We start from the raw sequence: 22,319 nt of genomic DNA, 5'->3' as shown, positions 1-22,319 counted from the left end.
AGCTACGTAGTTGGATCTCATACCGCGGGTGGAGACCGGCCCGCAGAGTTCAGCCGCGAGACTGACGCCGTGGGATAGGGCCCGCAGGGATGCTGGATATATGAACGCCATCCTCCACGCCCAGCAGCTCACCAAGCACTATCCCGGCAGCATCGCCTTGGACCACGTCGACTTCATAGCGAATGCCGGAGAGTCCATTGCGATCATCGGGCCTTCGGGTTCCGGTAAGACCACCCTTCTGCACTGCCTCGCCGGGATTTTGAGGCCCGACGCCGGTTCCATCACCTTGAACTCGCCGTCGGCGCCAATGCGGCTGGACACCTTGGGTGACGCTGCGTTGTCCCGCCTGCGTCGTGAGGAGTTCGGCTTCGTATTCCAGCAAGGCATGCTCTTGCCGGAGCTCACTGCCTTGGAGAACGTGGCCCTTGCCCTGATGCTCAACGGCACAGACCGCGCAACGTCCGAGTCCCGGGCCGCCGAATGGTTGGCGGCCTTGGGCCTTGCCGGCATGGAGCAGCGTCGTTTGGGCGAGCTCTCCGGCGGACAGGTTCAGCGCGTGGCCATTGCCCGCGCCCAGGTCACGGGCGCCCGGGTTGTCTTCGCCGACGAGCCCACTGGCGCTTTGGACTCGGCGACCTCCAAGGAAGTCCTGGACGTGCTCCTCCACTCGGTGGCCGCTAACGGCCGGACTCTTCTGGTGGTCACCCACGATCCCAACGTTGCTGCCCGTTGCCGGCGCGTTGTGGAATTGCGCGATGGCCGGATCGTGTCAGATAGCGGAAGCCCCGTTTCGGCCCCGAGCCAGGCAGAACCATCCAGCCAGGCTGCGCCCGCCTCCAGCCCGGCAGAGGCGGCCACCGCCAACTTCAAGGGTGCCTTCAATGTCTAGTCTCACCATGGCCCTGCGCCTCACACCGTATCTGGCCCGAAGCAACTGGAGCAGCTTCCGGGAATCCGGTCTTCGCGATGCCGGGCTCCCGATCCTCGCCTTTGGGACGGTCACGGCTCTCCTGCTCACGGTGGCCGGAGGTTCACAGGTCTTCTGGTCCTGGTCTGACACCATCGCAGGCACGTACCAAGCCTTGGCCGTCGTCGCGATGGTCTTGCTCATCATTCCCTTGCTGACGCTCGGCGCCTCGGCCGCCCGACTCGCCGCACGCCGTCGTGATGACCGCTTGGCCTCCTTGCGGCTGCTTGGCGCCAACAGCGCGACCGTGGTCTGGATGACGGTCATAGAGTCAACCGTCCTCGCGGCCGTGGGAGCTGTGGCCGGCGCGGGGCTGTACGCCTGTGTGGCACCGTTCCTGGGGTTGATCCAGTTCCGGGGACAAGCAATCGGAAGCCATGCATGGTTGTCGGTGCCGTCCATCCTTGGCTGCGTGCTGGCCGTCTGTGTCCTTGCAGCAGCCAGCGCCGCGTTGGGGCTGCGGAAAGTTGTGGTGACGCCGTTGGGCGTCCGTACCAGGCAAACGGCCGACGGCGCACACTGGGTTCGCGGTCTTATTGCGGCTGTGGTGGTGGTCATCGGAGTGGTGGCGATGGGTATGCTCAGCAGCTTCGGCGCGTTCATTGTGATCATCGCTGTGATGGGTGGCTGCTTTGGCTTGGCGCTGCTGGCGTTGAACCTCATGGGGCCTTGGATCCTGCGATTGCGGGCGTCCTCGCAACTCAAGCGCGCTAAACGGCCTGAGCAACTGCTGGCCGCGAGGACCGTCCTGGAGAGCCCCAAGGAATCGTGGCGGCAAGTTGGGGGCGTCGCGATGACCAGTTTTGTGGGGGTGTTCGTGGGCGTCGGCATGGCGGTGGCGGACACCATGGGAACCGGCGGTGACGCTGAAACTACGCTGCTTGTCCGCGACATCAATACCGGAGTGATGATCACCTTGCTGGGCTCGTTCCTGATGGTTGCCTGCTCTGCGGGCGTGAACCAAGCAGCGGCAGTTCTGGACCGGGCTTCAACCTTGGTGGCACTGGACCGCGTGGGGATGCCGCAGAAACTCATGGTGGCCGCCAGGGTCAAAGCCGTCATGTCGCCGCTGTTCCTGGTAGCGGGTATTTCAGCTGCCGCAGCCGCCCTCCTGGTCCTTCCGCTGACCGGCGCAGTGCTGTTGACCCAGCCCGTGGTGTTCCTGACCATCGGCGGGGTGTTCGCGGCGGGGTTCCTGCTGGTCAGGCTCGCTGTTGCTGCAGGCACGGCCCAGATCAGCCAGGTGCTGGCCCGCCCGGAGCGTTACGCGAGCATGGACTCGTAACCGGACCAGCCGCCGTCGTCATACCCGCCGGGACCAGGCGGGCTATGTGCAGCCGCAGGACTGACGGATGATCAGCTCGGTGGGCAGGATCTGATGTTGCAGTGCATCGCCGCGTCCCTTGCCTACCAGTGCCTGCACCGCGGCTTCGGCCATCGCCCTGACCGGCTGCGCAACGGTGGTCAGGGCGGGCCAGCTGTATTCGGCGTCGAGTGATCCGTCGAAGGAGACCAATGCAAGGTCCTCGGGTACCCGAACACCGGCCTCGTGAAGTGCCCTGAGAATACCGATGGCTTGCATGTCGTTGCTGGCAAAAATCGCCGTGGGCCGGTTGGCCATGGAGAGGAAGCGCTTGCCTACCTCGTACCCGCCCGGACGGCTGAAGGGTCCGTGAAGCATGGGCCCGTCCGGCAACCCGGCGTCATGCAAAGTGGCCAGCCAGCCTACCTCGCGGCCATCCAGCTGATTGCCGGTATTGGTGCCGATAGCCAAGCCAATGTTTGTGTGCCCATGGCCAATGAGGTGTTCAACCGCGGCACGCGCTCCGGCTTGGAGATCAACACCCACGCTGTTAAATTCAGGGGGCGAGCCTGCATTGTTCAAGAGCACGGAAGGGATCTCCGAGGCTTCAAGTTCCGTGACATCGGGATCGAACACACAGCTGGCCAGGAACACACCGTCCACCTGCCGGGCGGCAAGGGTGCGGATGTTATTGCGTTCGCGCGTCAGGCTTCCGTCAGAGTTGGTGAGCACCATCCCGTACCCCAGTTCGGACGCAGCCTCTTCCACGGCGTGGGCCAGCTGCGTGAAAAACGGATTGGTGTTGTCCGGCACCACCACGCCGATGGTCTCGCTGGAACCCAGCTTCAGGGCCCGGGCGGCAGCATTGGGGCGGTAGCCGAGGACACGGATGGCCTCCCTAACCTTGGCTTCCGTTGCCGGGGCCACGTTCTTGGGCCCACCGTTCACCACATAACTCACGACGGCGGTACTCACCCCGGCGTACCGGGCCACGTCTTTGCGTGTGACCGGGCCGCGCGAGGTTTGTACCGCTGAAGTTGTCATGAGGTAAATGCTAGCTACTCCACGGGAGCATCACCGAAGTCGCGGATGGGGAGGCGCTCCCCGCCGCGAAGGGCGGACTCGTGGGCGATGATTCCCGGCAACGTGAACCGGGCTGCCACCCAGGCGTTGACTGGAGGAAGGCTGCGGTTGTTGACCGCCGTGACGAAGTCGTCCACCAGGAATTGGTGGCTTCCTTCATGCCCGTTGGGTGCCCCGATGAACTCTTGGGGAAGCCGGGACTGGTCATGCACGGGAGCCAGCCCCGAGATGAAGGCATCCCGCAGTTCCGGCGCCACGTCTGCCAGGGAGGGGTCATCCAGGGACATAGTGGGCTTGGTTTCCACCTGCTCCGATACGTCTTCCACCGTGGACTTGTCCTGCCACACCGTGGTGGTGGCAAGCTGCTCAAAGCTGGCGTCGGTGCCAAAGAAACGGAAGCGTGATTCCCGGATATGGGAGGGGTACCCGACGCGGCGCATCTCGTTGGTGCGCATCGCGCCGCCGTCGTTCATTTCAAACAGCGCCGTGGCGTTCGAGAAGTCGTTGGCAAACATGCTGACGTCCTTGTCGAAGACGCCATCGCCGCGGTGGTCCTTCACACCGATGCAGCTGACGCTGACCGCGTGCCCGGGCACAGCGCCGAGGACGCCACCGATGGCATGCGTCGGGTAGAGCATGGGCGGGTAGCTGGCGGTTTCCTTCCACCGCTCTCCCCCGCTGTACTGATACGCCTCGTAGAACCCGAGGTCCATGTCATGGACGTAGTCGCCCTCGGTGTAGAAAATGCGGCCGAACTTTCCCGCCGCATGTTGCTGCCGGGCGAAGACAGTGGCGGGGTTGTAATAACTGGTTTCACCCATCGCGTAGACCAGCTTGGTCTCACGTACGGCCTCGATGATTCGTTCAATTTCCTCTTCGGAGATCGCCATTGGCACTGCTGAATAGACGTGCTTCCCTGCCCGCAGGGCGCGCTCAACCAGAGGCCCGTGCGTCCACCGCTGCGTGAAGATGGCGACAGCATCGACGTCGGACTCCAACAGCTCATCGAAGCTGCCCATCACGCCGTCCAGTCCCCAGCGCTCCTGCGCTGCAACGGCTCGCTCGGGCAGTTCGTCGATTGCGTACACCGCGCTGACGCCCGGGTGGAGCTTGAACAAGTGGGCGAATTGGCTACCGAATTGCCCTGCACCCACAACACCGATCGAAAACGTCATTGTTTACCTTCCTTGAAGCTACTGAAAGCAGCCGCGGCTATGCCCTCCATTGATTCCGTGTCGAGTCTCCCACTGCGATCTACACGAGTCAACAGAAAGAACAGTTACGAACATTTCTCACCAAAATATTGCGTCAGCTCTTGCATCATTCAAATCTACTCGTGTAGATTCTCATCCAGTTGTTACCCATATCACAGTCAGGAAAGGGTCGACGATGACCACGCTAACCAAGCAACCGGGCAGGGCCCCGGGGCGCTCCGGGACTAACCCGGGACGCAAGCCCCAGCCCGCCAAACGCAGCATGACCAGCCGCCTCGGCGACCTAAGAATCGCTCTCTTCTTCATCTTCCCGGCCGTCATCGGCTTCGTGGCGTTCTTTCTGATCCCCACCATCCGCGGCATCTACCTCAGCTTCACTGAGTACAGCATCCTGGGCGAGCCCACGTGGATCGGGATCGATAACTACACCGCGATCTTTGCCGACGAACTGTTCTGGAACGCCATGGGCGTCACGCTCCAGTACGTGGCCCTCAACATCGGCTTCCAAACGGTCATCGCCCTTGGCCTTGCCCTGCTGATGCATCGGGTAGCTAAATCCACCTTCATTCGCGGCGCCCTCCTGCTGCCGTTCCTGGTGGCCAACGTCATCGTCGCCCTCCTCTGGTTCTGGATGCTCGACTACCAACTGGGCATCGTCAACGAAATCATGAGCTGGGTGGGCCTCCCCCGTGTGGCCTTTTTCGGCAGCGAACAATGGGCCATCCCCACCATCGCGTTCGTGAACGTCTGGCGGCACATGGGATACACGGCCCTGCTGATCTTCGCCGGCCTCCAATCCATCCCCAACCACCTGTACGAGGTAGCAAACCTCGACGGTGCGTCCCCCACCCGGACGTTCTGGAGCGTCACCATGCCGCTGCTCCGCCCGGTGTTGGTGCTGGTACTGGTGGTGACCGTGATCGGTTCCTTCCAGGTTTTCGACACCGTAGCCGTCACCACCAACGGTGGACCCGTCAACGCCTCCCGCGTGATCCAGATGTACATCTACCAAAAAGCCTTCGGCGAGTCCGACTTCGGGTACGCCTCCGCACTGTCCGTGATTCTGTTCGTCATTCTCGCCCTGGTGGCCTTCGTGCAAATGAAGTTCCTCAAGGGCAATGAATCGGACCTGGACTAAGCCGGATTTGGACTAAGGAACCGCCATGACAACCTCAACCCTGCCCCGCAATGACCGCAAGAAGCCCCTCAATTGGCGACGCATCGGCGCCTTGGTGCTGGTCGCCGTCGCCCTCGCCGTGACCATCGCCCCGTTCCTCTGGATGCTGCGGACGGCGTTGTCCAGCAACAGTGCGCTGGCCTCCAACGCCGGGAACCTGCTCCCGGCCGACTTCAGCTGGGGCGCTTTCAAGCGCGTCCTCGGGCTGCAAACCACCGAAGAGGCTATTGCCGACGGCGGCTCCGGTGCAGCCATAAACTTCTGGCTCTACCTCCGCAACTCCGTCATCTTCGCCACCATCACCACAGCCGGCCAAGTGTTCTTCAGCGCCATGGCTGCCTACGCTTTCGCACGGTTGCGCTGGCCGGGCCGTAACAAGGTATTCGCCGTGTTCCTGACCACCATGATGGTTCCGCCGATCTTCACGGCCCTGCCCAACTTCCTCATGATCAAGAACCTCGGCCTGCTCAACACCATGGCCGGCATGTCCCTGCCGTTCCTGTTCATGACCCCGTTCGCCATCTTCTTCCTCCGCCAGTTCTTCCTCAGCATGTCCCGCGAGGTTGAGGAAGCGGCAATGCTCGACGGCGCCAAGCACCTGCGCATCTTCTTCCAGATTGTTCTTCCCAACGCCGCCGCCCCCATCGCCACCCTGGCGCTGCTGACCTTTATCGGCCAGTGGAACGAATACTTCTGGCCGCTGCTGGTGGGCCAGGACGAGAACGTCCGGGTGCTCACCATAGGCCTCAGCGTCTTCAAATCGCAGTCCCCGCAAGGCGCCCTCGACTGGTCCGGGCTCATGGCCGGAACCCTCGTTGCAGCCCTGCCGATCTTCCTGCTGTTCATCGCCTTCGGCAAGAAGGTGGTCAACTCCATCGGATTCTCCGGAATCAAGTAACCCGCACCCCCTGTGAAAGTCACACCCTCGAAAGGTTCGCTATGAAGAAAACCCTCGGCGTCGCCGCTGCTGCCGCCGCCATCGCCCTGACACTGTCCGCCTGTGGCGGCTCCTCCCCTGCCTCGTCCGAGGCCAAGGGTGAAATCAACTATTGGCTCTGGGACGCCAACCAGCTCCCGGCGTACCAGCAATGCGCTGATGATTTCACAAAGGCCAACCCGGACATCAAGGTCAAGATCACACAGCGCGGTTGGGACGACTACTGGACCACGCTGACCAACGGTTTCGTGGCCGGCACCGCACCTGACGTGTTCACCAATCACCTCTCCAAATACCCGGAGTACGCAGCCAAGAAGCAGTTGCTCTCCCTGGATGAGGCCGTGGAGAAGGACGGCATCAAGCTGGACGCCTACACCAAGGGCCTCCCTGAGCTCTGGGTGGGTCAGGACGGCAAGCGCTACGGCCTCCCGAAGGACTGGGACACCGTGGGCCTGTTCTACAACAAGGCCATGACGGATGCAGCCGGGATTTCCGCGGAGCAGATGGCTTCGCTTGATTGGAACCCGAAAGACGGAGGCAGCTACGAGAAAACCATCGCGCACCTGACCGTGGACAAGAACGGTAAGCGCGGCGACGAGGCAGGGTTCGACAAGAACAACGTGGCGACGTACGGCCTCGGCCTAACCGGCAGCGGCTCCGGCCAAGGGCAGACGGAGTGGAGCTTCCTGACGGCGACCACCGGTTGGACCGCCACGGACAAGAACCCGTGGGGCAGCAAGTTCAACTACGACGACCCCCGTTTCCAGGAGACCATCGCTTGGTGGGCCGGATTGGTGGACAAGGGTTACATGCCCAAGCTCGAGACCACCGTAGGCGCCAGCATGCCGGACAGCTTCGGCGCCGGGAAGTCCGCCATCAACACCAATGGGGATTGGTTGATTGGCCAGTACAAGACCTACAAGGGCATCGAAACGGCCTTTGCCCCCACCCCGAAGGGCCCCAACGGCGAGCGCGCTTCCATGTTCAACGGCTTGGCCGACTCCATCTGGGCCGGCACCAAGAACCCCGGAGCCAGCGTCAAATGGGTGGAATACCTCGGCTCCACTGCTTGCCAGGATGTTGTGGCCAGCAAGGCTGTTGTCTTCCCTGCAATCGCCAGTTCCTCCGAGCTAGCCGCCAAGGCCTTCGCCGACAAGGGCACCGACGTTTCCGCCTTCACCACGCATGTGAAGGACGGCACCACGTTCCTCTTCCCCATCGCGGACAAGGCCGCCAAGGTTGACGGCATCATGAAGCCGGCCATGGACGCCGTGCTCTCCGGCAAGAAGCCTGCTTCCTCCTTGACTGAGGCCAACAACCAAGTCAACGATCTCTTCAAGTAAACCCACCCGTTGCGAGGCCCGCTCTACGCGCCAATTCCTTCGCGAAGTGCGCAGAGCGGGCCCCGCAACACCCCAATTGGCCCGGCGCCCCATCCAATTCTGAAAGCGACTTCATACATGCATCCGCTCCATCTCCGTTCCGCAGGTACCAGCCTGGTGATCAGCACCCACCGTGGAGAGGCTGAGATAACGCACTGGGGAGCCGATCTGGGCGACACCCTCCCGGACTTGGCCATCCTCAACGAGCCAATCCCGCCTTCGTCCATTGACGCGAACGTCCCCGCGGGCCTCCTTCCCCAGGCGTCGTCGTCGTGGCAGGGCCGGCCGGGACTTCGAGGCCACCGCTTCACGGACGGCGTGCCCGGTTTTGATTTCTCGGTGCGCCTGCGCGTCGTGAGTGCGACGTCGGACGGCACCACAGCGGTGATTGTCCAGGCCGATCCCGACGCCGGCATCACCGTCACCAGCAACCTCAGCTTGCACCCGGGCGGTCTCCTCGAAGTGAAGCACTCCGCAACCAACCATGGCACGTCGCCTTTCCAGGTGGACGAGTTGGCGACCATGCTCCCGGTGGCGCCGGACGCCGTCGAACTTCTGGACCTGACGGGTCGTTGGTGCCGTGAGCGCCACCCCCAGCGCAGGGCCATTCAACAGGGAACCTGGGTCCGCACGGGCCGCCATGGACGGACCGGACATGACTCCTCGCTCCTGCTTGCGGCCGGAACAGCCGGCTTCGGCAACAGGCACGGCAAGGTCTGGGCGACGCACTTGGCGTGGAGCGGCAACCACGAGCAGTTCGCGGACAACGTTACCGATGGCCGCACCATGGTGGGTGGCTCCGAGCTGTTGGGACCCGCCGAAGTGGTCCTGCAGCCCGGCGAAAGTTACACAACTCCCGCACTGTTTGCGGCCTACTCAGACCGGGGACTGGACGGAATTTCCGAGGCTTTCTACTCCTGGTTCCGTTCACGGCCGCACCACGTGGGTGCATCTTCCGGTAAAGCCCGCCCAGTAGTCCTCAACACGTGGGAAGCGGTGTATTTCGACCACAAACTGGACACCCTGATCGAGTTGGCGGAGTCGGCTGCCGATCTTGGAGTTGAACGTTTCGTGCTCGACGACGGCTGGTTCCGCGGGCGCCGCGGCGACCACGCGGGGCTGGGCGACTGGTACGTTGACGAGACCCTCTGGCCGAGCGGCCTGACTCCGTTGATTGATGCCGTGACGTCACGCGGCATGGAGTTCGGGCTGTGGGTGGAGCCGGAAATGGTCAATCTGGACTCCGACATCGCCAGGGCTCATCCCGAATGGATCGTGGGCCCCTCAGCGGTTTCCTACAAAGACGGCGGCCGCCTGCCCCTCGGGTGGCGGCAGCAGCATGTGATTGACCTCGTGAACCCGGATGCGTGGCAGTACATTTACGATCGGATCGACGCCCTGCTGCGTGAGAACAACATCAGCTACCTCAAGTGGGACCAGAACCGCGACCTGCTGGAGCACGGGCATGCGGGCCAGGCTTCGGTGCACGAGCAAACCCTTGCCGCGTACCGGCTGTTCGATGCGCTCCATGCAGCCCACCCAGGGGTTGAGATCGAAAGCTGCTCCTCCGGTGGCGCCCGTGTGGACCTTGGGATCCTGGAGCGGACGGACCGGATCTGGGCTTCCGACTGCAACGACGCCTTGGAACGGCAAACCATCCAACGATGGACCGGAATGGTGGTCCCGCCGGAACTGGTGGGCGGACACATTGGACCCACCACGTCGCACACCACCGGGCGGACGCACGACCTCTCGTTCCGCGCCATCACGGCGTTGTTTGGACACTTCGGCATGGAGTGGGATGTCCGTTCCGTCACCGGGGAGGAGCGTGAGGAGCTCAAGCGCTTCATCGGACTGTACAAGGAACACCGTGGCCTTATTCACAGTGGCCGAATGGTGCGGGCCGATGTGCCGGACGAGTCCCTGATGGTGCACGGCGTGGTGGCTGACGCTCCAACGTCCGGTGCCACGGCTGCTCTTTTCGCCGTGGTGAAAACCCGGACAGGCTTTAGCGAACTACCCGGACGGGTGACCATTCCGGGGTTGGATCCGTGCCGGACCTACCGGGTGGAGTCGATCTTCCCTGCCCCCGGGGACGCCGACTACGGGCACACGTTCACTGAGGCAAAGCCGGCGCCGTGGGTGGATTCCGGGGCTGCGGCTTCGGGACAGTTCTTGGGTGAGGTAGGTCTTCCCATGCCGGTCCTGAACCCGGAGCATGCCATCCTGCTGCGGTTTACGGCTCTCTGACCCTCTCTCACATCCCTCGGGCTTGAACCGGACCCTCTCTCACACCCCTCGGGCTTCCCGGGATCCCTCTCGCAGATAACGGAGGGTTCCCGGGATCCCTCTCTCACCAGAGGAAAGCGTCAGACCGCATCGGCCAGGTACTCGATGGCCAGCTTGTACCCGAGGACACCCGCGCCGACGATAATCGCGTTGCACACGCCGGACAGGTACGAGTGGTGGCGGAACTCCTCGCGCTGGTGCACGTTGGTGATGTGCACCTCGACGGCGGGCAGTTGCACAGCCGCTAGGGCGTCACGAAGCGCCACGGAAGTATGCGTGTAGGCGCCGGCGTTGATCACAATTCCGACGGCGGTGCCTCGCGCTGCGTGGATGGCGTCCAAGAGGTCTCCCTCATGGTTGGACTGAACGCAGTCAACGGTGAAGCCGTGGGCAGCTGCCGCAGTCATGGCGAGTTGCTCGACGTCGGCCAGAGTGGACGTACCGTACTTCTCCGGCTCGCGGGTGCCCAGCAGGTTCAGGTTGGGGCCGTTGATCACAAGGATGGTGCCGCGACCCGTTTCGGTGGCGGGAGTAGCTTCAGTCATGGCTCCCAATCTATAGCGGTGCAGGAGCGCGCGGGAATTATGCCCGCTACGTGAGCGGCAGCGGCGCGAAAACACCCACGATGCGGGAGAGGACCTATTTACGGGTGCACTGACTTACTTACGGGTGCACTGACCAGCCGAGACAGGGTTGCTGAGACCGGGAGCCTGCGCAGCCACGGGTTCAAGGTCCGCCATGGTGAGCGCGAAGCCGAGAGCGGCATCGGTGGTGGTCTTGGCGAAGATCAGGCCGGCCACCTGTCCCTGCATGGTCAGCAGCGGCCCACCCGAGTTACCCGGCTGGACGTCGCCCGCCAGCTTGTAGACCTGCTCGGGAGAAGGATTGTTGCCATAAATGTCCGGAACCAGAATGGTGGAAATGCCTTGGACAGTGGCTGGCTTGGATTGGAAGGGGCCGCCGTGCGGGTATCCCGCAAAAGCGGCGGAGCTGCCGGCAGGCAGGTCGGCACTCAAGGGCAGCGGGCTGGACTGCAGTCCGTCCACGGCCAGCACCGCGATGTCCCGCTGGGAGTCGAAGTAAACCACCCGACCCGGCAACGCGCCGCCGTCGGGCACTTCCACAACAGGCTGCGACACGCCCGCCACAACGTGCGCGTTGGTGACGACGCGCCCGGGCGAGACAACAAATCCGGATCCGGTCTGGTTCTGCCCGCACTCGAACGCGGTGCCGGCGATCTTGAGGACAGACTCGGCGGCTTGGTTCAGGGCAGGTGTGTCGGTTGACTCGTTGGGAACAGGCACCGGTGTGGCAGGCCCGATGCCCTCGATGAGCTTCGGTATTCCGTCGCCGATCACCGTGGACCGCAGCTGAGCCATGGTGCTCTTGACGGGCGTGGGAGTCAGATCGTCGATGTAGCGAATGACGCGGGACTCAGCCAACTGCTGCGAAACGAACGGCACACCCAGCGAGCTGATGCTGAACGCCAACATGGACATCACCAGCGCAGCCACCACCACGCTCACCACGCCACCGATCAACCGGTCCACCGCATGCAGTGGCTTGATTCGCACGGTGTGGCGGACTTTACGCCCGATCATGGTGCCCAAGCCGTGCCCCAAAGCAATAAGCACGACGGCGGCACCCACCGTGGCGGTCAGCCTCCAACCGCTGTCGGTCACCCAGCCGCTGACGAGCGGAACGGCCATGAAGGCCGCGATGGCGCCCGCGACGAATCCTGCGATTCCACCCAGCGTGACCATAAAGCCGTTGCGCAGGCCATAGATCAAGTAGGAGAGCAGCATCAGAATCAATGCCAAATCCAATATCGTCAAGCCAAACACCAATGCTCCTCATAGCCGGGTAGCGCCAATTCTAGATGTCCACCCTGACAACCAACCGTTAGTCCGGTCACGATAAGGAGGCGCATATAACCCTGTGAACGGCGTCAGCAGGGGCCGGATGGACCGAAAAGCCGCGCCATTTCAGCGTTTCACGTGCCAAGTACGTCACAGAAGCTTAAAAATTCTGAAACAATGGCCTGAGCGCCACGACCGAAACTTATATTCAGGAGATTTCATGGACATCGAGGTATTGCGCCGCGCACCCCTCTTCGCCACCCTTGACGACGACGCATTCCGCTTGCTGACGGACGAACTCACCGAGGTGGACCTTTCACGTGGAGCGTCGGTGTTCCGCGAAGGCGACCAGGGTGACCAGCTCTACTTCATCGTTTCCGGCAAGGTAAAGCTCGGCCGCACGTCCCCCGACGGCCGCGAGTCGCTCCTGGCCATCCTCGGCCCGGGTGAGCTCTTCGGCGAAATGGCGTTGTTTGACCCCAGCCCGCGTACCGCAACGGCCACAGCCGTTTCGGAAACCCGACTGGCCGGCCTCAAGAACGAGAGCCTCAACGCTCTGCTCCGCACGCGCCCCGAGGTTTCCGCGCAGCTGCTGCAGGCTCTGGCCCGCCGCCTTCGCCGCACCAACGACTCCCTTTCCGACCTCGTCTTCTCGGACGTCCCGGGCCGTGTAGCCAAGGCCCTCCTGGATCTGGCGGACCGCTTCGGCCGTCCTGCCACCGACGGCGTCCTGGTAGCCCACGAGCTCACGCAGGAAGAACTGGCCCAGCTGGTGGGCGCTTCCCGCGAAACCGTCAACAAGGCACTGGCCGAGTTCGTCCAGCGCGGCTGGCTCCGTCTGGAAGCCCGCGCCGTGGTGATTTTGGACATGCAGCGCCTCCGCCAGCGCTCCCGCTAAACAGCGACAAAAAAGCCGCCCCGGTGTTTGCCGGGGCGGCTTTTTTCATGTCAAACCCGAGGGATGTGAGAGAGCGTCCGTCCCAAGCCCGAGGGATGTGAGAGAGCGTCCGCCCCAAACCCGAGGGAAGTGAGAGAGCGTCGGAGGAAGGGTCAGCGCTCGCGCTGGGGCTCGCCTGCTACGGTTCGGGCGGCTTCGACCTCGAGCATCAGGAATCCGCCCTCGTCCACCAGTTTTGCCTGGTACACGTGCGCTTTGCGTTTGTAGCTCAGGTACGCGATACAGCCGTTGGCATTGGCCATTTTTTCGAGCATGATTTCGGAGCCCGGCACCAAGAGCTGCCCGAGGGTGAGGCCCACGGTGTTTTCCTGGCCTATTTCGTCGCCGAGTGCCGGGGTGTCCCTGAGGGCGATGGCTTCGGCGGCGGTAACCCAGCGACCCCAAACCCCTTTGCTACCCAGGATGGTGGGTTGCTGGTTCACGGGGACGGTGGCGGCGAAGTATCGGGTGTTGAAACGCGTGTGCGCGAAGTCCGGGCTGAGCCAGTTCACCAGGGGCTTGAGGAGGTCGGTGCGGACTGAAAGCCCGCGTTTAGAGAGCATCTCCGTGAAGGACTTCTCCTGCGCGGCCACGGCTTCGCGGGCGCGCATCCAGTCGGCAGTGGAATTCGCCTCAACAGTGGAGGAAGCGTCCGGGCCTGCGAGCAGGACACCCGTTTCTTCGAAGAGTTCGCGGATGGCGCCCACCACGTGACGGCGGGCGAGTCCGACGTCGTCCGTTCCCATCTGCTCAGCCCAATGCTGGGGTGACGGGCCAAACCAACCTACGGGGTCGTCGTCGGACGGGTCCAAGGATCCGCCCGGGAACGCGACAACGCCCAACGGCGAGGAACCCGGCCTGTATCCAAGCCAGGTTTCCAAGCCGGTGGGCGAGTCGCGCAACAGCACAACAGAGGAGGCGTAGCGGGCGGCCCTGGGGGTCCGTTCGCCAAGCTCAAGCCAGTTTCGTGCTGCCCCTTCAAGTTCCGGGGGCAGTACGAACAGACGGCGGGCAAGCTGCGGCAATTGGTTGAACCGGTTCCTTAGCTGAATTCAGCGATGAGCTCGACTTCTACGGGAGAGTCGAGCGGCAGGACAGAAACACCGACGGCGGAGCGTGCGTGCTTGCCGGCGTCGCCAAATACCTGGCCCAGGAGTTCGGACGCACCGTTGATCACGCCGGGCTGGCCGGTGAAGGTGGGCTCGGAGGATACGAAACCGACAACCTTGACGATGCGGGTGACGCGGTCCAGATCGCCGATAACGCTCTTGACGGCGGCCAGTGCGTTGATGGCGCAGAGAGCTGCATAACGCTTGGCGTCTGCGGGATCGACGGTGGGTTCATCGGACGTGCCCAACTCGCCGAGCGACACCTTGCCCGTAGCTTCGAGTTTGCCGTTAATAAATGGCAGCTGCCCGGAGGTGTAAACGTAGTTGCCGGAGACGATTGCCGGCACGTAGTCGGCGACGGGTGCGGCGACCTCGGGAAGGGTCAATCCGAGCTCTGCCAGACGCTGCTCAACAGCAGACGTCGGGGCGCCGGATTCCGCGGCAGACGTGGTTTCTGCGGGGGTTGTCATGATTACTGCTTCTCCCTCTTCAGGTATGCAACAAGGCCTTTGCCATCGGGGCCACCGACAACCTGGACAAGCTCCCAGCCGTCCTCGCCCCACTGGTCCAGGATCTGCTTCGTAGCGTGAATAATGAGCGGAATCGTGGCGTACTCCCATTTGGTCATGACAGAAAGCCTAGCCCTTGCCGGTAAAGTGGAAAACATGGTGACTCGCAAGAACCCACTATTCGACACTGCCACCACCCTCGGAAAGATTCTAGGCTTCCTTGGTGTGAGCGCGATTTGTGGCGTCCTGGTGGCGGGCCTTTTGGTCCCCGCAGCCGCCGTTTCGGGCAGTGCCGCAAGTGGTTCAATTCAGTTCTTTGACACTCTGCCGGCGGAACTTCAGGTGGATCCGCCCAGCCAGAACACCACCATCCTGGCGAAGGACGGTTCACCGATCGCCTCGATCTACGCAGAGAACCGGACCAGGGTCCCGCTGGATCAAATGAGCCCGTTCATCAAGGACGCTGTCATCGCTATCGAGGACAGCCGTTTTTATGAGCACGGCGGCATTGACACCACCGGCATCATGCGAGCCCTGGTAAGCACCGCCCGCGGCAACAAGCAGGGCGCGTCCACCATCACGCAGCAGTACGTGAACAACGTCATCAACGAATCCCTCGTCGCGGCTGACAGGGAAGAGGACGTCAAGCTCAACGGTGGCGGCAAGGGCGTCGGCGACAAGCTTCGCGAAATGAAGCTTGCCATCGCCTTGGAGAAGAAGTTCTCCAAGGAACAGATCCTTGAGGGTTACCTCAACATCGTCTTCTTCAACCGTGACGCCTACGGCATCGAGGCTGCTTCCAAGTTCTTCTTCAGCACCACCGCCAAGGACCTGACTCTTCCGCAGGCCGCCCTGCTGGCTGGCCTCGTGAACAGCCCGTCGGCCTTCGATCCCATCGCCAACCCTGACAGCTCAAAGGTCCGCCGCGACCTTGTGCTGGCCTCCATGGTCAATCAGGGCAAGATCACCCAGGCACAGTACGACGAAGCTGTTGCCACCCCCGTCACCACGCAGGTCACCCCGGCCCGCCAGGGTTGCGCTTACGCCACCATGGCGCCGTACTTCTGTGACTACGTGCTGCACCTGCTCTTCAACGACCCTGCGTACGGTGACACCACGGAGGAGCGGATTAAGCGCGTCCAGCGTGGCGGCCTCACCATCCAGACCACCCTCGATCCGACAGCCCAGAACGTCGCCCAGCAGCAGGTTGACGCGACGGCGGGCGCAAACCCGGACAAGTGGGGCGCGTCCATCGTCTCCGTCCAGCCGGGCACCGGCCAGATCGTGAGCATGGCCCAGAACACTGTTTGGCTGCCTCAAGAGGGCAAGTTCGATCAGACCCAGAACTTTAACGTGGACGTCCTGGACAAGAACGGGAACGACCTCAACGGCATCGGCGGGTTCCAGCCTGGTTCCACGATGAAGCCCTTTACGTTCGCCCAGTGGCTGAACGAGGGCAAATCGATGGAGACCAATGTCAACGCGGCGGTTCGCAAGTATCCCCAGAACTTCCCATGGAGGAACACCTGTCCCACTCCGACCGACGGTTTCTACGACGGTAACGTTCAGGGCAGCTTCGACCTCCAAAACGCCGAGCCGCAGTACTACCGGAATATGACGGTTCTCTGGGGCCTCAAGAACTCCATCAACACAGCCACCTTTGCGTCGGCAGCCCAAGTGGATCTCTGTGGAATCCAGGGCATCGTTGATGCCACCGGCATCCACGGCGGCCTTCCTGCCCGCGATGACACGGGCAAGATCACGGATCCGAACCCGCAGGTTCAGATGACCCGATTGTCCAACCTTATTGGTGCAACGCAGACCGCACCTCTGACCATGGCAGCGTCTTTCGCAACCTTCGCCGCTGACGGCAAGTACTGCGAGCCGATCGCCATCACCTCGGTGAAAGACCAGTCCGGTGCTTCATTGCCGGCCCAGTCCTCCAGCTGTAAGGATGCCGTGAAGCCTGAAGTTGCCCGCGGCGTTGCTTACGCCATGGGCAAGGTTCTGGATGAAGGCTCGGGGTCCTTGATCCGTCCGGCTTTGAACTCCAAGAACTTCCCCGTGGCAGCCAAGACTGGTACCAACGACTCAAACGGCTCCACGTGGGTTGTCGGTTACACCAGCGGCCTGGCTACGGCTTCCTGGTTCGGTGACCCGCTGGGCGATCAGCTTCGTCCGGGACGCAACCTCACGGTCAACGGCAAGTTCTACCCGGCCATCGACGGCTACATGATCGCTGGTCCGCAGTTCACCAACTACATGCTTGCTGTGGCGCCTGCGTACGGAACCAACCCGTTCCAGGCTCCGCCGTCCAACCTGACGGGTGCTCCTACCCCGCAACGGAACAACACCCCGTCCAATACCACCCCGTCGACGGCGCCCAAGCCGCCTGCCACCGGAAACGGCAACAGCGGGAACGGTAACAACGGCAATAAGGACTAGGCATGTCCTTCAGTGATTCATTGGCAAACCGCGTCCGCACCGTCGGGCGCGGTTTCGCCGTCACAGCTGCGGTCGGTACAGCAGCGGGAGCAGCAGCGGCCGCATACGGTTGGTGGGAGAAGGACCAGTTCGAGGTCCGTCACGAAACCCTGCCCATTCTTCCGGAGGGATCCAAGCCGCTCCGCGTCCTGCACCTGAGCGACATCCACTTCGTCCCGGGCCAGGACAAGAAGACGCAGTGGCTGCAATCGCTGGCGGATCTGAAGCCTGACCTCGTGGTTAACACCGGCGACAATCTCAGCCACGCCAAAGCCGTTGATCCCCTGATCCAGGCACTTCGACCACTGCTGGAGTTCCCCGGCGTTTTCGTTCCGGGCTCCAACGACTACTACGCCCCGCGGATCAAGAACCCGGTTGGCTACTTCCGTGGTCCGTCGCGGATGCGAACCGACCCCATCGCCTTGGACTGGCCCAAGCTCCGCTCGGCGTTCGGTATGGGCGGCTGGATCGACCTCACAAACCGCGCCCAGTCAGTGGTGCTGAACGGACTGCGATTCGACTTTTCGGGTGTCGACGATCCTCACCTGAACCGCGAACGCTATGCCGGTTGGCCCCGTGGAACGGTCAACCAGGATGCCCGCCCGCACCTGAAGGTGGCAGTCATCCACGCTCCGTACCAGCGCGTGCTGGACCACTTCACCGAAGCCGGAGCGGACCTGATCCTCGCCGGCCACACGCACGGCGGCCAAATCTGCATCCCTGGTTACGGCGCACTCGTCGCCAACTGCGACCTCCCCACCTGGCGGGCCAAGGGCCTCCACGATTGGGAAAGCGACAGCTTCACGACGCCGGTGAACGTCTCCGGCGGCATCGGCACGTCGCGCTTCGCCCCCGTCCGCATCGCCTGCCGCCCGGAAGCAGTGCTGCTCACACTCACGTGAACGTTAACAAGTCCCTCAGGCCCGGGACCTACTTGAGGCACCTGCTGTGCCTAACGTCGGAAATTTTCGCATTGAGTCACGGTGCAGCGTGTGTTCACGCACGATGTGCTTGCCGCTACCGGCGTTGATGGTGCAGAGCGCGGCGGCGGCCGCCCAGAACGCCGACAGCTAAACTACGCGACTTTTGAGGCCTTCAGGACTTCAACAACGCGGCTGAGTGTTTCCCTGGTTCTCCCCAGTTCCAACGGCGATAAGGCGTTGGTTATTAGCTGTTCCACTTCATGCGCTGCTTCGTCCGCGGCAAGCGCCACTCGATGGCCTTCAGGAGTGAGTTTTAGTAGGACTACTCGTGTGTGGGACGGAGACTTCTCTCTCGTTACCAGCTCCTTATCCTCCAAGTTGTTGAGGATGGTGGACATTGTCTGGGGAGTGACGGACGCCGTACGGGCTAGCTGCGCGATTGATTGCTCTGGGAGAATATGTAACGCCATCAGTGTTACATATTGCGGGACAGTGACACCGTGAGGTCGCAGGGCCCTGGTTTTTGCCCCAGCAACGGCTTGATCTGCGAGCTTCAGGTAGCTCCCAAGCCGGTTGGCGATGTGATCCGGCACCTCCACAGTCATTCTGATCCCCTCTTTGAGTCTATTGACCCCAATGCTCGGAGCCTTCTGGTGTGAGCTCCTACGCTTGGTGCCCCGCTTTACGCGAGGCTCCAAGCGCGGAGCATCACACTCTACTGTCCCACATGAGACCTCTCAGTCATATGTGCGGTATTGGTTTCCAACCCCAGCTCGTCACCATCTGTTCGTCGATTCCCCGGCCACCACGCGGCCTTGCCCAACAAAGACAAACATGCCGGAACGAGCAACATACGAACGATGGTCGCGTCGATTGCGACTCCGACTGCCAGGCCGAATCCAAATTGCTGGATGGGGACCACTCCGGTAAACGCGAAGGCCCCGAACACGACCACCATGAGCATAGCGGCGCCGGTGATGAGAGGACCCGTGTCACGCAAACCCAACGATACTGCGTCACGAATGCTTGTCCCCGGGGTCCTTACGTACTCACGGATTCGCGTCAAAATAAACACTTGGTAGTCCGTTGCAAGGCTAACGAGAAGGGCAATCAGCAGCACAGGCACCCAGTTAATGAGGTGGCCTAGGTGAGTGAAGCCAAGCATGCTTGTGCCAATACCGTTCTGGAAGATAATCACCAGAATTCCGAAGGTGGCACCGACGCTTAGGATGTTCAGCCCGACGGTCAGGAGGGGAATCAGGATCGACCGGAATGCTATGGCCATGATGAGGAGAATGATCGCGAGCATGATCGCGACCACAACGGGCAGCGATTCGGCAATGACTTCCGTTGCCTCCTCATTCATTTGCGTCTCACCTCCGACATTCACGCTAGCGCCATCGATCTTGTTCTCCGATACTGCACTCCGGACGTCGAAGAGAGCCTGCCGGGCTTGTTCGCTGGTTGCTGCCCCATCGGGCAAAACTGTAATGAGCATGCGCTCACCGTCCGAGGACAGCATTGTGCCCAGGGCCTGACGTTCGCGCTCAGGCAACGCTGCCAACGACGATTCGGTCGTGGCCGCCAGCGGGTTATCTGGATTGAGTGCGGAGAACACTGAAAGTGGCTCCCGCACCGATTCGACATGGTTGCTTGAGTCAATCTTGGTCACCAAATTGCTTATCTGTGCCATCTGGAGATGTGAGACTCCGACCCCTTCAGCGTCGACTAGGACCTGTATCGGAGCGGTAGCTCCAACAGAGAACTTGTCCGCAATGCGTTCGAACCCAACACGAACGGGAGCGTCCGACCGAGCGACCGATGCGTCTGCGCTGCCCACCGCGATGTGCGCTGCTGGGATAATGAGTGCACCCAGGATAGCCACCGATCCAACAACAACCAGCCATGGTCGGCGCATGGCTAGGCGAGTCGCGAAGTTTGCTCGTGTGGAAATTGCACGGATCTTCCGTCGAGGAAAGCGGATCTTGCCCCAGTTGATCTTCGTACCAAGCAGCCGTAGCAGAGCAGGTGTCAGTATGGTAGCCGCGAGCATGGACATTATGACCACTACAACCACCCCGGTCGCAATGGAACGGATCACGGCGGAGTCAATCAGGAACAGCGCCGACATCGCCAGAGCTACAGTGACGCCGGACGCGAGCACGGCTTCCCCGGAAGTTCGCATCGTCGTCTTAAGGGCAGCGTCAACAGACTGGCCGGACTGAAGTTCGGTTTGGAATCGTCGAACGATGAAGAGTGTGTAGTCGACACAGATCCCCAATCCGAGCATCGTGACAGAGTTCAGCGTGAACTCCGACATGTCGAACCAATGAGTTCCGACCCAGTTGACGATGCCGAGGGTGAGCATAATCGTTGTGCCGGTGGCAACCAGCGATGTCAGAGTTGCGGCGACACTTCGGTAAAGCAATAGCAGGACGATAACAATAAGTGGGAATGCAAGCATCTCGGCTTGACCAAGACCGGCCATGCTTGCTGTACTCATCTCGGTTAGAAACGCTTGCGTTCCGACGAGTTGCACGGTGAGGCCCTGATTCTCGAACCGTTCGTCGAGCTTGCTCTGAGCTCCGAGCACTCTGTCAGCCATAGTGTCGGCGTCCAGAGACGAGCCCAGTTGCACTAGCGAAGTGTGTCCGTCCTTGCTCACGAACTCGTCGCGACTATTCCCCGCGCTTGCATAGCCGATATGAGAAGTGACTTCGAGGTTAAGATTGGCGCCGATGAACGAGGCAACCTCAGCAGCTCGCCGTTCGAACTCCGGTTCCTGCGAACTGTGCTTCTGATCTGTCACCACAGCAGTTAGTGACGTTAGACCGGTGCCCACAAATCCATCTTTGAGTCCGTTTGCGACGAGTTCAGACTGAGCGCCTTTGGGCGCCCATCCGACGTCTCCGAGCGTTTTCTCGATGTCGGAAGCGCCAAGGGCGCCAACGATAGTCAGCGCTACCCAGAACGAAGCGATAAGCGTTGCCCCCAGCCGGCCAAGCCCTCTGCGGACGACGACTGTGTTCAGTGTTTTGTTGGACATATCAATGTTCATTTGGCTCCTGGTCCTTATGCTGGGATGAAGTCGTTCACAGTCGCGAATGACCGCGCCACTAAGGACGGATCTGGAAGCCTCACGCAGAGGCATGAGACGGTGAACCCTGCGCCCGCACATACGAACAAGGCGATGTCGCCGGCGTCATAATCGCCACCCTGAACAAACTCAACGATGTTCACCGGTGTGTCACCAGCGCCGAGGTGCCCGTACTTGTTCCGCGGGAGCGACCTGTATGCAGCAGATGTCACCCCGTGGAGAGGCGGCAAGTAGACCCTGTCGATCGTCGACTGGTCGATACGCGGCAGCAAGAGGTGTTTCACCCTTGGGTCGTGCGGGCTGATTCCGGCATCGCTAAGTGAACCCAATACGACCGATCGAACGCCACCGCCCATTGACGTCAAGAAGCTCGCACCGCCGCCTTCCGCGAGGAATTGAGCCTTAGTGGCTCGCACATCGATGGAACGATCACTCCCTGCAGCGTAATCAAAGAAACCTTCACGGGTGCGGTGCATCGCTTCAGCGATTGGCATTGACGTGCTTCGGGCTGATAACAGCTGAACGGCCTGATCCTCCATGTCTCTCTCCAAGCCAAGCACCAAGGCACTGCCGGAATCGCCGTACCAGACGCCCAAGTCGGAGGAAAACCGGTTGAACGCCGGTTCCCGGAACAAGTCGGCAGTCGTAGTGAGAGCGATATCATGGGGCCTCACGTCAGAAGACCCTAGTAAGCGCATGGCCACGAGTTCGATGGCGGATTCTCCGCCATTGCACACATCGAAAACCCCCGAAGAACGGGAATGCACCGCACCTATTTCCTGCGCGATGAAGTGCTGGGGCGACCAGAGATCGTGTCCCTGATAGTTCACCCACGCATGCGCATTGCAAACGATATCTTCTGATCCGATGCCGCCACGTTCAAGTGCCTCTCGGGCCGCGGCGACCGCCAGAAGTGGGGCTCCAGCGAAATGAGCAGTTGGAATCGTAGCCGTCGTTGGTCCGCCGGCGTATTCCGTTAGTTGTGTTGTTTCCACGGGCGGATACACAACAGCCCCTGCGCAGATGTTTATTGAAGGTGTTTTCATAAA

At 61.8% G+C, this 22,319-nt stretch carries 19 protein-coding genes; 9 read left to right on the top strand and 10 right to left on the bottom strand.

Going from position 1 to position 22,319, the window contains the following annotated elements; translation table 11 throughout:
- Positions 1 to 100 precede the first annotated feature (100 nt).
- Together J3A64_RS22650 and J3A64_RS22645 are read left to right on the top strand one after the other, a co-directional pair.
- Entirely contained in the window at positions 101 to 889 is a 789-nt protein-coding gene (locus J3A64_RS22650; RefSeq protein WP_210066012.1) for an ABC transporter ATP-binding protein, read from the top strand.
- Positions 882 to 2,252 (top strand): FtsX-like permease family protein, encoded by a 1,371-nt coding sequence (locus J3A64_RS22645; protein WP_286176448.1) that lies wholly within the window; start codon positions 882 to 884, stop codon positions 2,250 to 2,252. The genes J3A64_RS22650 and J3A64_RS22645 overlap by 8 nt, the downstream gene beginning before the upstream one ends.
- A 42-nt stretch (positions 2,253 to 2,294) precedes the next feature.
- On the opposite strand, the gene J3A64_RS22640 is transcribed toward J3A64_RS22645, so the two are convergent.
- Together J3A64_RS22640 and J3A64_RS22635 are read right to left on the bottom strand one after the other, a co-directional pair.
- Positions 2,295 to 3,314 (bottom strand): LacI family DNA-binding transcriptional regulator, encoded by a 1,020-nt coding sequence (locus tag J3A64_RS22640; RefSeq protein WP_210066010.1) that lies wholly within the window; start codon positions 3,312 to 3,314, stop codon positions 2,295 to 2,297.
- A gap of 14 nt (positions 3,315 to 3,328) precedes the next feature.
- On the bottom strand, positions 3,329 to 4,528 hold the full coding sequence (locus J3A64_RS22635; protein WP_011775980.1) for a Gfo/Idh/MocA family protein: 1,200 nt from the start codon (positions 4,526 to 4,528) through the stop codon (positions 3,329 to 3,331).
- Positions 4,529 to 4,742: 214 nt separating this feature from the next.
- Here J3A64_RS22635 and J3A64_RS22630 point away from each other — a divergent pair, with 214 nt between their 5' ends.
- From J3A64_RS22630 to J3A64_RS22615, 4 genes are all read left to right on the top strand, one after another.
- Positions 4,743 to 5,705, top strand: a complete 963-nt coding sequence (locus J3A64_RS22630) for a carbohydrate ABC transporter permease (RefSeq protein WP_374100555.1) — start codon at positions 4,743 to 4,745, stop codon at positions 5,703 to 5,705.
- A 25-nt stretch (positions 5,706 to 5,730) separates the two neighbouring features.
- On the top strand, positions 5,731 to 6,642 hold the full coding sequence (locus J3A64_RS22625; RefSeq protein ID WP_210066008.1) for a carbohydrate ABC transporter permease: 912 nt from the start codon (positions 5,731 to 5,733) through the stop codon (positions 6,640 to 6,642).
- A 41-nt stretch (positions 6,643 to 6,683) separates the two neighbouring features.
- Positions 6,684 to 8,024: a sugar ABC transporter substrate-binding protein gene (locus J3A64_RS22620; protein WP_014922689.1), complete on the top strand. Its 1,341-nt coding sequence runs from the start codon at positions 6,684 to 6,686 to the stop codon at positions 8,022 to 8,024.
- 117 nt (positions 8,025 to 8,141) lie between these two features.
- The gene (locus J3A64_RS22615) at positions 8,142 to 10,313 is read left to right on the top strand and encodes an alpha-galactosidase (RefSeq protein ID WP_210066006.1); all 2,172 of its coding nucleotides are present in this window, start codon (positions 8,142 to 8,144) and stop codon (positions 10,311 to 10,313) included.
- Positions 10,314 to 10,432: 119 nt separating this feature from the next.
- Here J3A64_RS22615 and aroQ read toward each other — a convergent pair whose 3' ends face one another.
- Both aroQ and J3A64_RS22605 read right to left on the bottom strand, forming a co-directional pair.
- Positions 10,433 to 10,897, bottom strand: coding sequence for a type II 3-dehydroquinate dehydratase (gene aroQ / locus J3A64_RS22610; RefSeq protein WP_011775985.1), 465 nt, complete (start codon positions 10,895 to 10,897; stop codon positions 10,433 to 10,435).
- Positions 10,898 to 11,011: 114 nt separating this feature from the next.
- Positions 11,012 to 12,196, bottom strand: coding sequence for a MarP family serine protease (locus tag J3A64_RS22605; protein ID WP_210066004.1), 1,185 nt, complete (start codon positions 12,194 to 12,196; stop codon positions 11,012 to 11,014).
- A gap of 235 nt (positions 12,197 to 12,431) precedes the next feature.
- Between J3A64_RS22605 and J3A64_RS22600 the strand changes: the two genes are divergently transcribed.
- Positions 12,432 to 13,109: a Crp/Fnr family transcriptional regulator gene (locus J3A64_RS22600; RefSeq protein ID WP_011775987.1), complete on the top strand. Its 678-nt coding sequence runs from the start codon at positions 12,432 to 12,434 to the stop codon at positions 13,107 to 13,109.
- 152 nt (positions 13,110 to 13,261) lie between these two features.
- Here J3A64_RS22600 and J3A64_RS22595 read toward each other — a convergent pair whose 3' ends face one another.
- Genes J3A64_RS22595 through J3A64_RS22585 form a run of 3 tightly spaced genes read right to left on the bottom strand, consistent with a single transcriptional unit; the run spans position 13,262 to position 14,885 of the window.
- Positions 13,262 to 14,173: an NUDIX hydrolase gene (locus J3A64_RS22595; protein WP_014922693.1), complete on the bottom strand. Its 912-nt coding sequence runs from the start codon at positions 14,171 to 14,173 to the stop codon at positions 13,262 to 13,264.
- Between the two features lie 17 nt (positions 14,174 to 14,190).
- A complete protein-coding gene (locus J3A64_RS22590; RefSeq protein WP_011775989.1) occupies positions 14,191 to 14,727 on the bottom strand; it encodes a RidA family protein in 537 nt (178 codons plus the stop codon).
- A gap of 2 nt (positions 14,728 to 14,729) precedes the next feature.
- Positions 14,730 to 14,885 (bottom strand): DUF4177 domain-containing protein, encoded by a 156-nt coding sequence (locus J3A64_RS22585; protein WP_011775990.1) that lies wholly within the window; start codon positions 14,883 to 14,885, stop codon positions 14,730 to 14,732.
- On the opposite strand from J3A64_RS22585, the gene J3A64_RS22580 reads away from it, so the two are divergent.
- Positions 14,884 to 17,211: a transglycosylase domain-containing protein gene (locus J3A64_RS22580; protein WP_014922694.1), complete on the top strand. Its 2,328-nt coding sequence runs from the start codon at positions 14,884 to 14,886 to the stop codon at positions 17,209 to 17,211. The two genes, J3A64_RS22585 and J3A64_RS22580, sit on opposite strands and share 2 nt — an antisense overlap.
- A 2-nt stretch (positions 17,212 to 17,213) precedes the next feature.
- The gene (locus J3A64_RS22575; RefSeq protein WP_011775992.1) at positions 17,214 to 18,152 is read left to right on the top strand and encodes a metallophosphoesterase; all 939 of its coding nucleotides are present in this window, start codon (positions 17,214 to 17,216) and stop codon (positions 18,150 to 18,152) included.
- A gap of 173 nt (positions 18,153 to 18,325) precedes the next feature.
- Here the strand turns inward: J3A64_RS22575 and J3A64_RS22570 are convergent, their stop codons facing one another.
- The 3 genes from J3A64_RS22570 to J3A64_RS22560 all read right to left on the bottom strand — a co-directional run bounded on the left by J3A64_RS22570 (position 18,326) and on the right by J3A64_RS22560 (position 22,316).
- A complete protein-coding gene (locus tag J3A64_RS22570; protein WP_011775993.1) occupies positions 18,326 to 18,778 on the bottom strand; it encodes a MarR family winged helix-turn-helix transcriptional regulator in 453 nt (150 codons plus the stop codon).
- A 110-nt stretch (positions 18,779 to 18,888) separates the two neighbouring features.
- Positions 18,889 to 21,231 (bottom strand): MMPL family transporter, encoded by a 2,343-nt coding sequence (locus J3A64_RS22565; protein WP_014922695.1) that lies wholly within the window; start codon positions 21,229 to 21,231, stop codon positions 18,889 to 18,891.
- A 14-nt stretch (positions 21,232 to 21,245) separates the two neighbouring features.
- Positions 21,246 to 22,316, bottom strand: coding sequence for a 3-oxoacyl-[acyl-carrier-protein] synthase III C-terminal domain-containing protein (locus J3A64_RS22560; protein ID WP_011775995.1), 1,071 nt, complete (start codon positions 22,314 to 22,316; stop codon positions 21,246 to 21,248).
- Positions 22,317 to 22,319: the final 3 nt, after the last annotated feature.

This window comes from Pseudarthrobacter sp. PvP004 (genome assembly GCF_017876035.1).
Classification (GTDB): domain Bacteria; phylum Actinomycetota; class Actinomycetes; order Actinomycetales; family Micrococcaceae; genus Arthrobacter; species Arthrobacter aurescens_A.
This window is presented reverse-complemented; position numbering and strand designations above follow the sequence as displayed.

Bases quoted from the DNA above. Each gene is read 5' to 3' on its own strand.
- J3A64_RS22650 (WP_210066012.1), top strand. From the start codon at position 101: ATGAACGCCATCCTCCACGCCCAGCAGCTCACCAAGCACTATCCCGGC.
- J3A64_RS22645 (WP_286176448.1), top strand. From the start codon at position 882: ATGTCTAGTCTCACCATGGCCCTGCGCCTCACACCGTATCTGGCCCGA.
- J3A64_RS22640 (WP_210066010.1), bottom strand. From the start codon at position 3,314: ATGACAACTTCAGCGGTACAAACCTCGCGCGGCCCGGTCACACGCAAA.
- J3A64_RS22635 (WP_011775980.1), bottom strand. From the start codon at position 4,528: ATGACGTTTTCGATCGGTGTTGTGGGTGCAGGGCAATTCGGTAGCCAA.
- J3A64_RS22630 (WP_374100555.1), top strand. From the start codon at position 4,743: ATGACCACGCTAACCAAGCAACCGGGCAGGGCCCCGGGGCGCTCCGGG.
- J3A64_RS22625 (WP_210066008.1), top strand. From the start codon at position 5,731: ATGACAACCTCAACCCTGCCCCGCAATGACCGCAAGAAGCCCCTCAAT.
- J3A64_RS22620 (WP_014922689.1), top strand. From the start codon at position 6,684: ATGAAGAAAACCCTCGGCGTCGCCGCTGCTGCCGCCGCCATCGCCCTG.
- J3A64_RS22615 (WP_210066006.1), top strand. From the start codon at position 8,142: ATGCATCCGCTCCATCTCCGTTCCGCAGGTACCAGCCTGGTGATCAGC.
- aroQ (WP_011775985.1), bottom strand. From the start codon at position 10,897: ATGACTGAAGCTACTCCCGCCACCGAAACGGGTCGCGGCACCATCCTT.
- J3A64_RS22600 (WP_011775987.1), top strand. From the start codon at position 12,432: ATGGACATCGAGGTATTGCGCCGCGCACCCCTCTTCGCCACCCTTGAC.
- J3A64_RS22590 (WP_011775989.1), bottom strand. From the start codon at position 14,727: ATGACAACCCCCGCAGAAACCACGTCTGCCGCGGAATCCGGCGCCCCG.
- J3A64_RS22580 (WP_014922694.1), top strand. From the start codon at position 14,884: ATGACAGAAAGCCTAGCCCTTGCCGGTAAAGTGGAAAACATGGTGACT.
- J3A64_RS22585 (WP_011775990.1), bottom strand. From the start codon at position 14,885: ATGACCAAATGGGAGTACGCCACGATTCCGCTCATTATTCACGCTACG.
- J3A64_RS22575 (WP_011775992.1), top strand. From the start codon at position 17,214: ATGTCCTTCAGTGATTCATTGGCAAACCGCGTCCGCACCGTCGGGCGC.
- J3A64_RS22570 (WP_011775993.1), bottom strand. From the start codon at position 18,778: ATGACTGTGGAGGTGCCGGATCACATCGCCAACCGGCTTGGGAGCTAC.
- J3A64_RS22565 (WP_014922695.1), bottom strand. From the start codon at position 21,231: ATGAACATTGATATGTCCAACAAAACACTGAACACAGTCGTCGTCCGC.
- J3A64_RS22560 (WP_011775995.1), bottom strand. From the start codon at position 22,316: ATGAAAACACCTTCAATAAACATCTGCGCAGGGGCTGTTGTGTATCCG.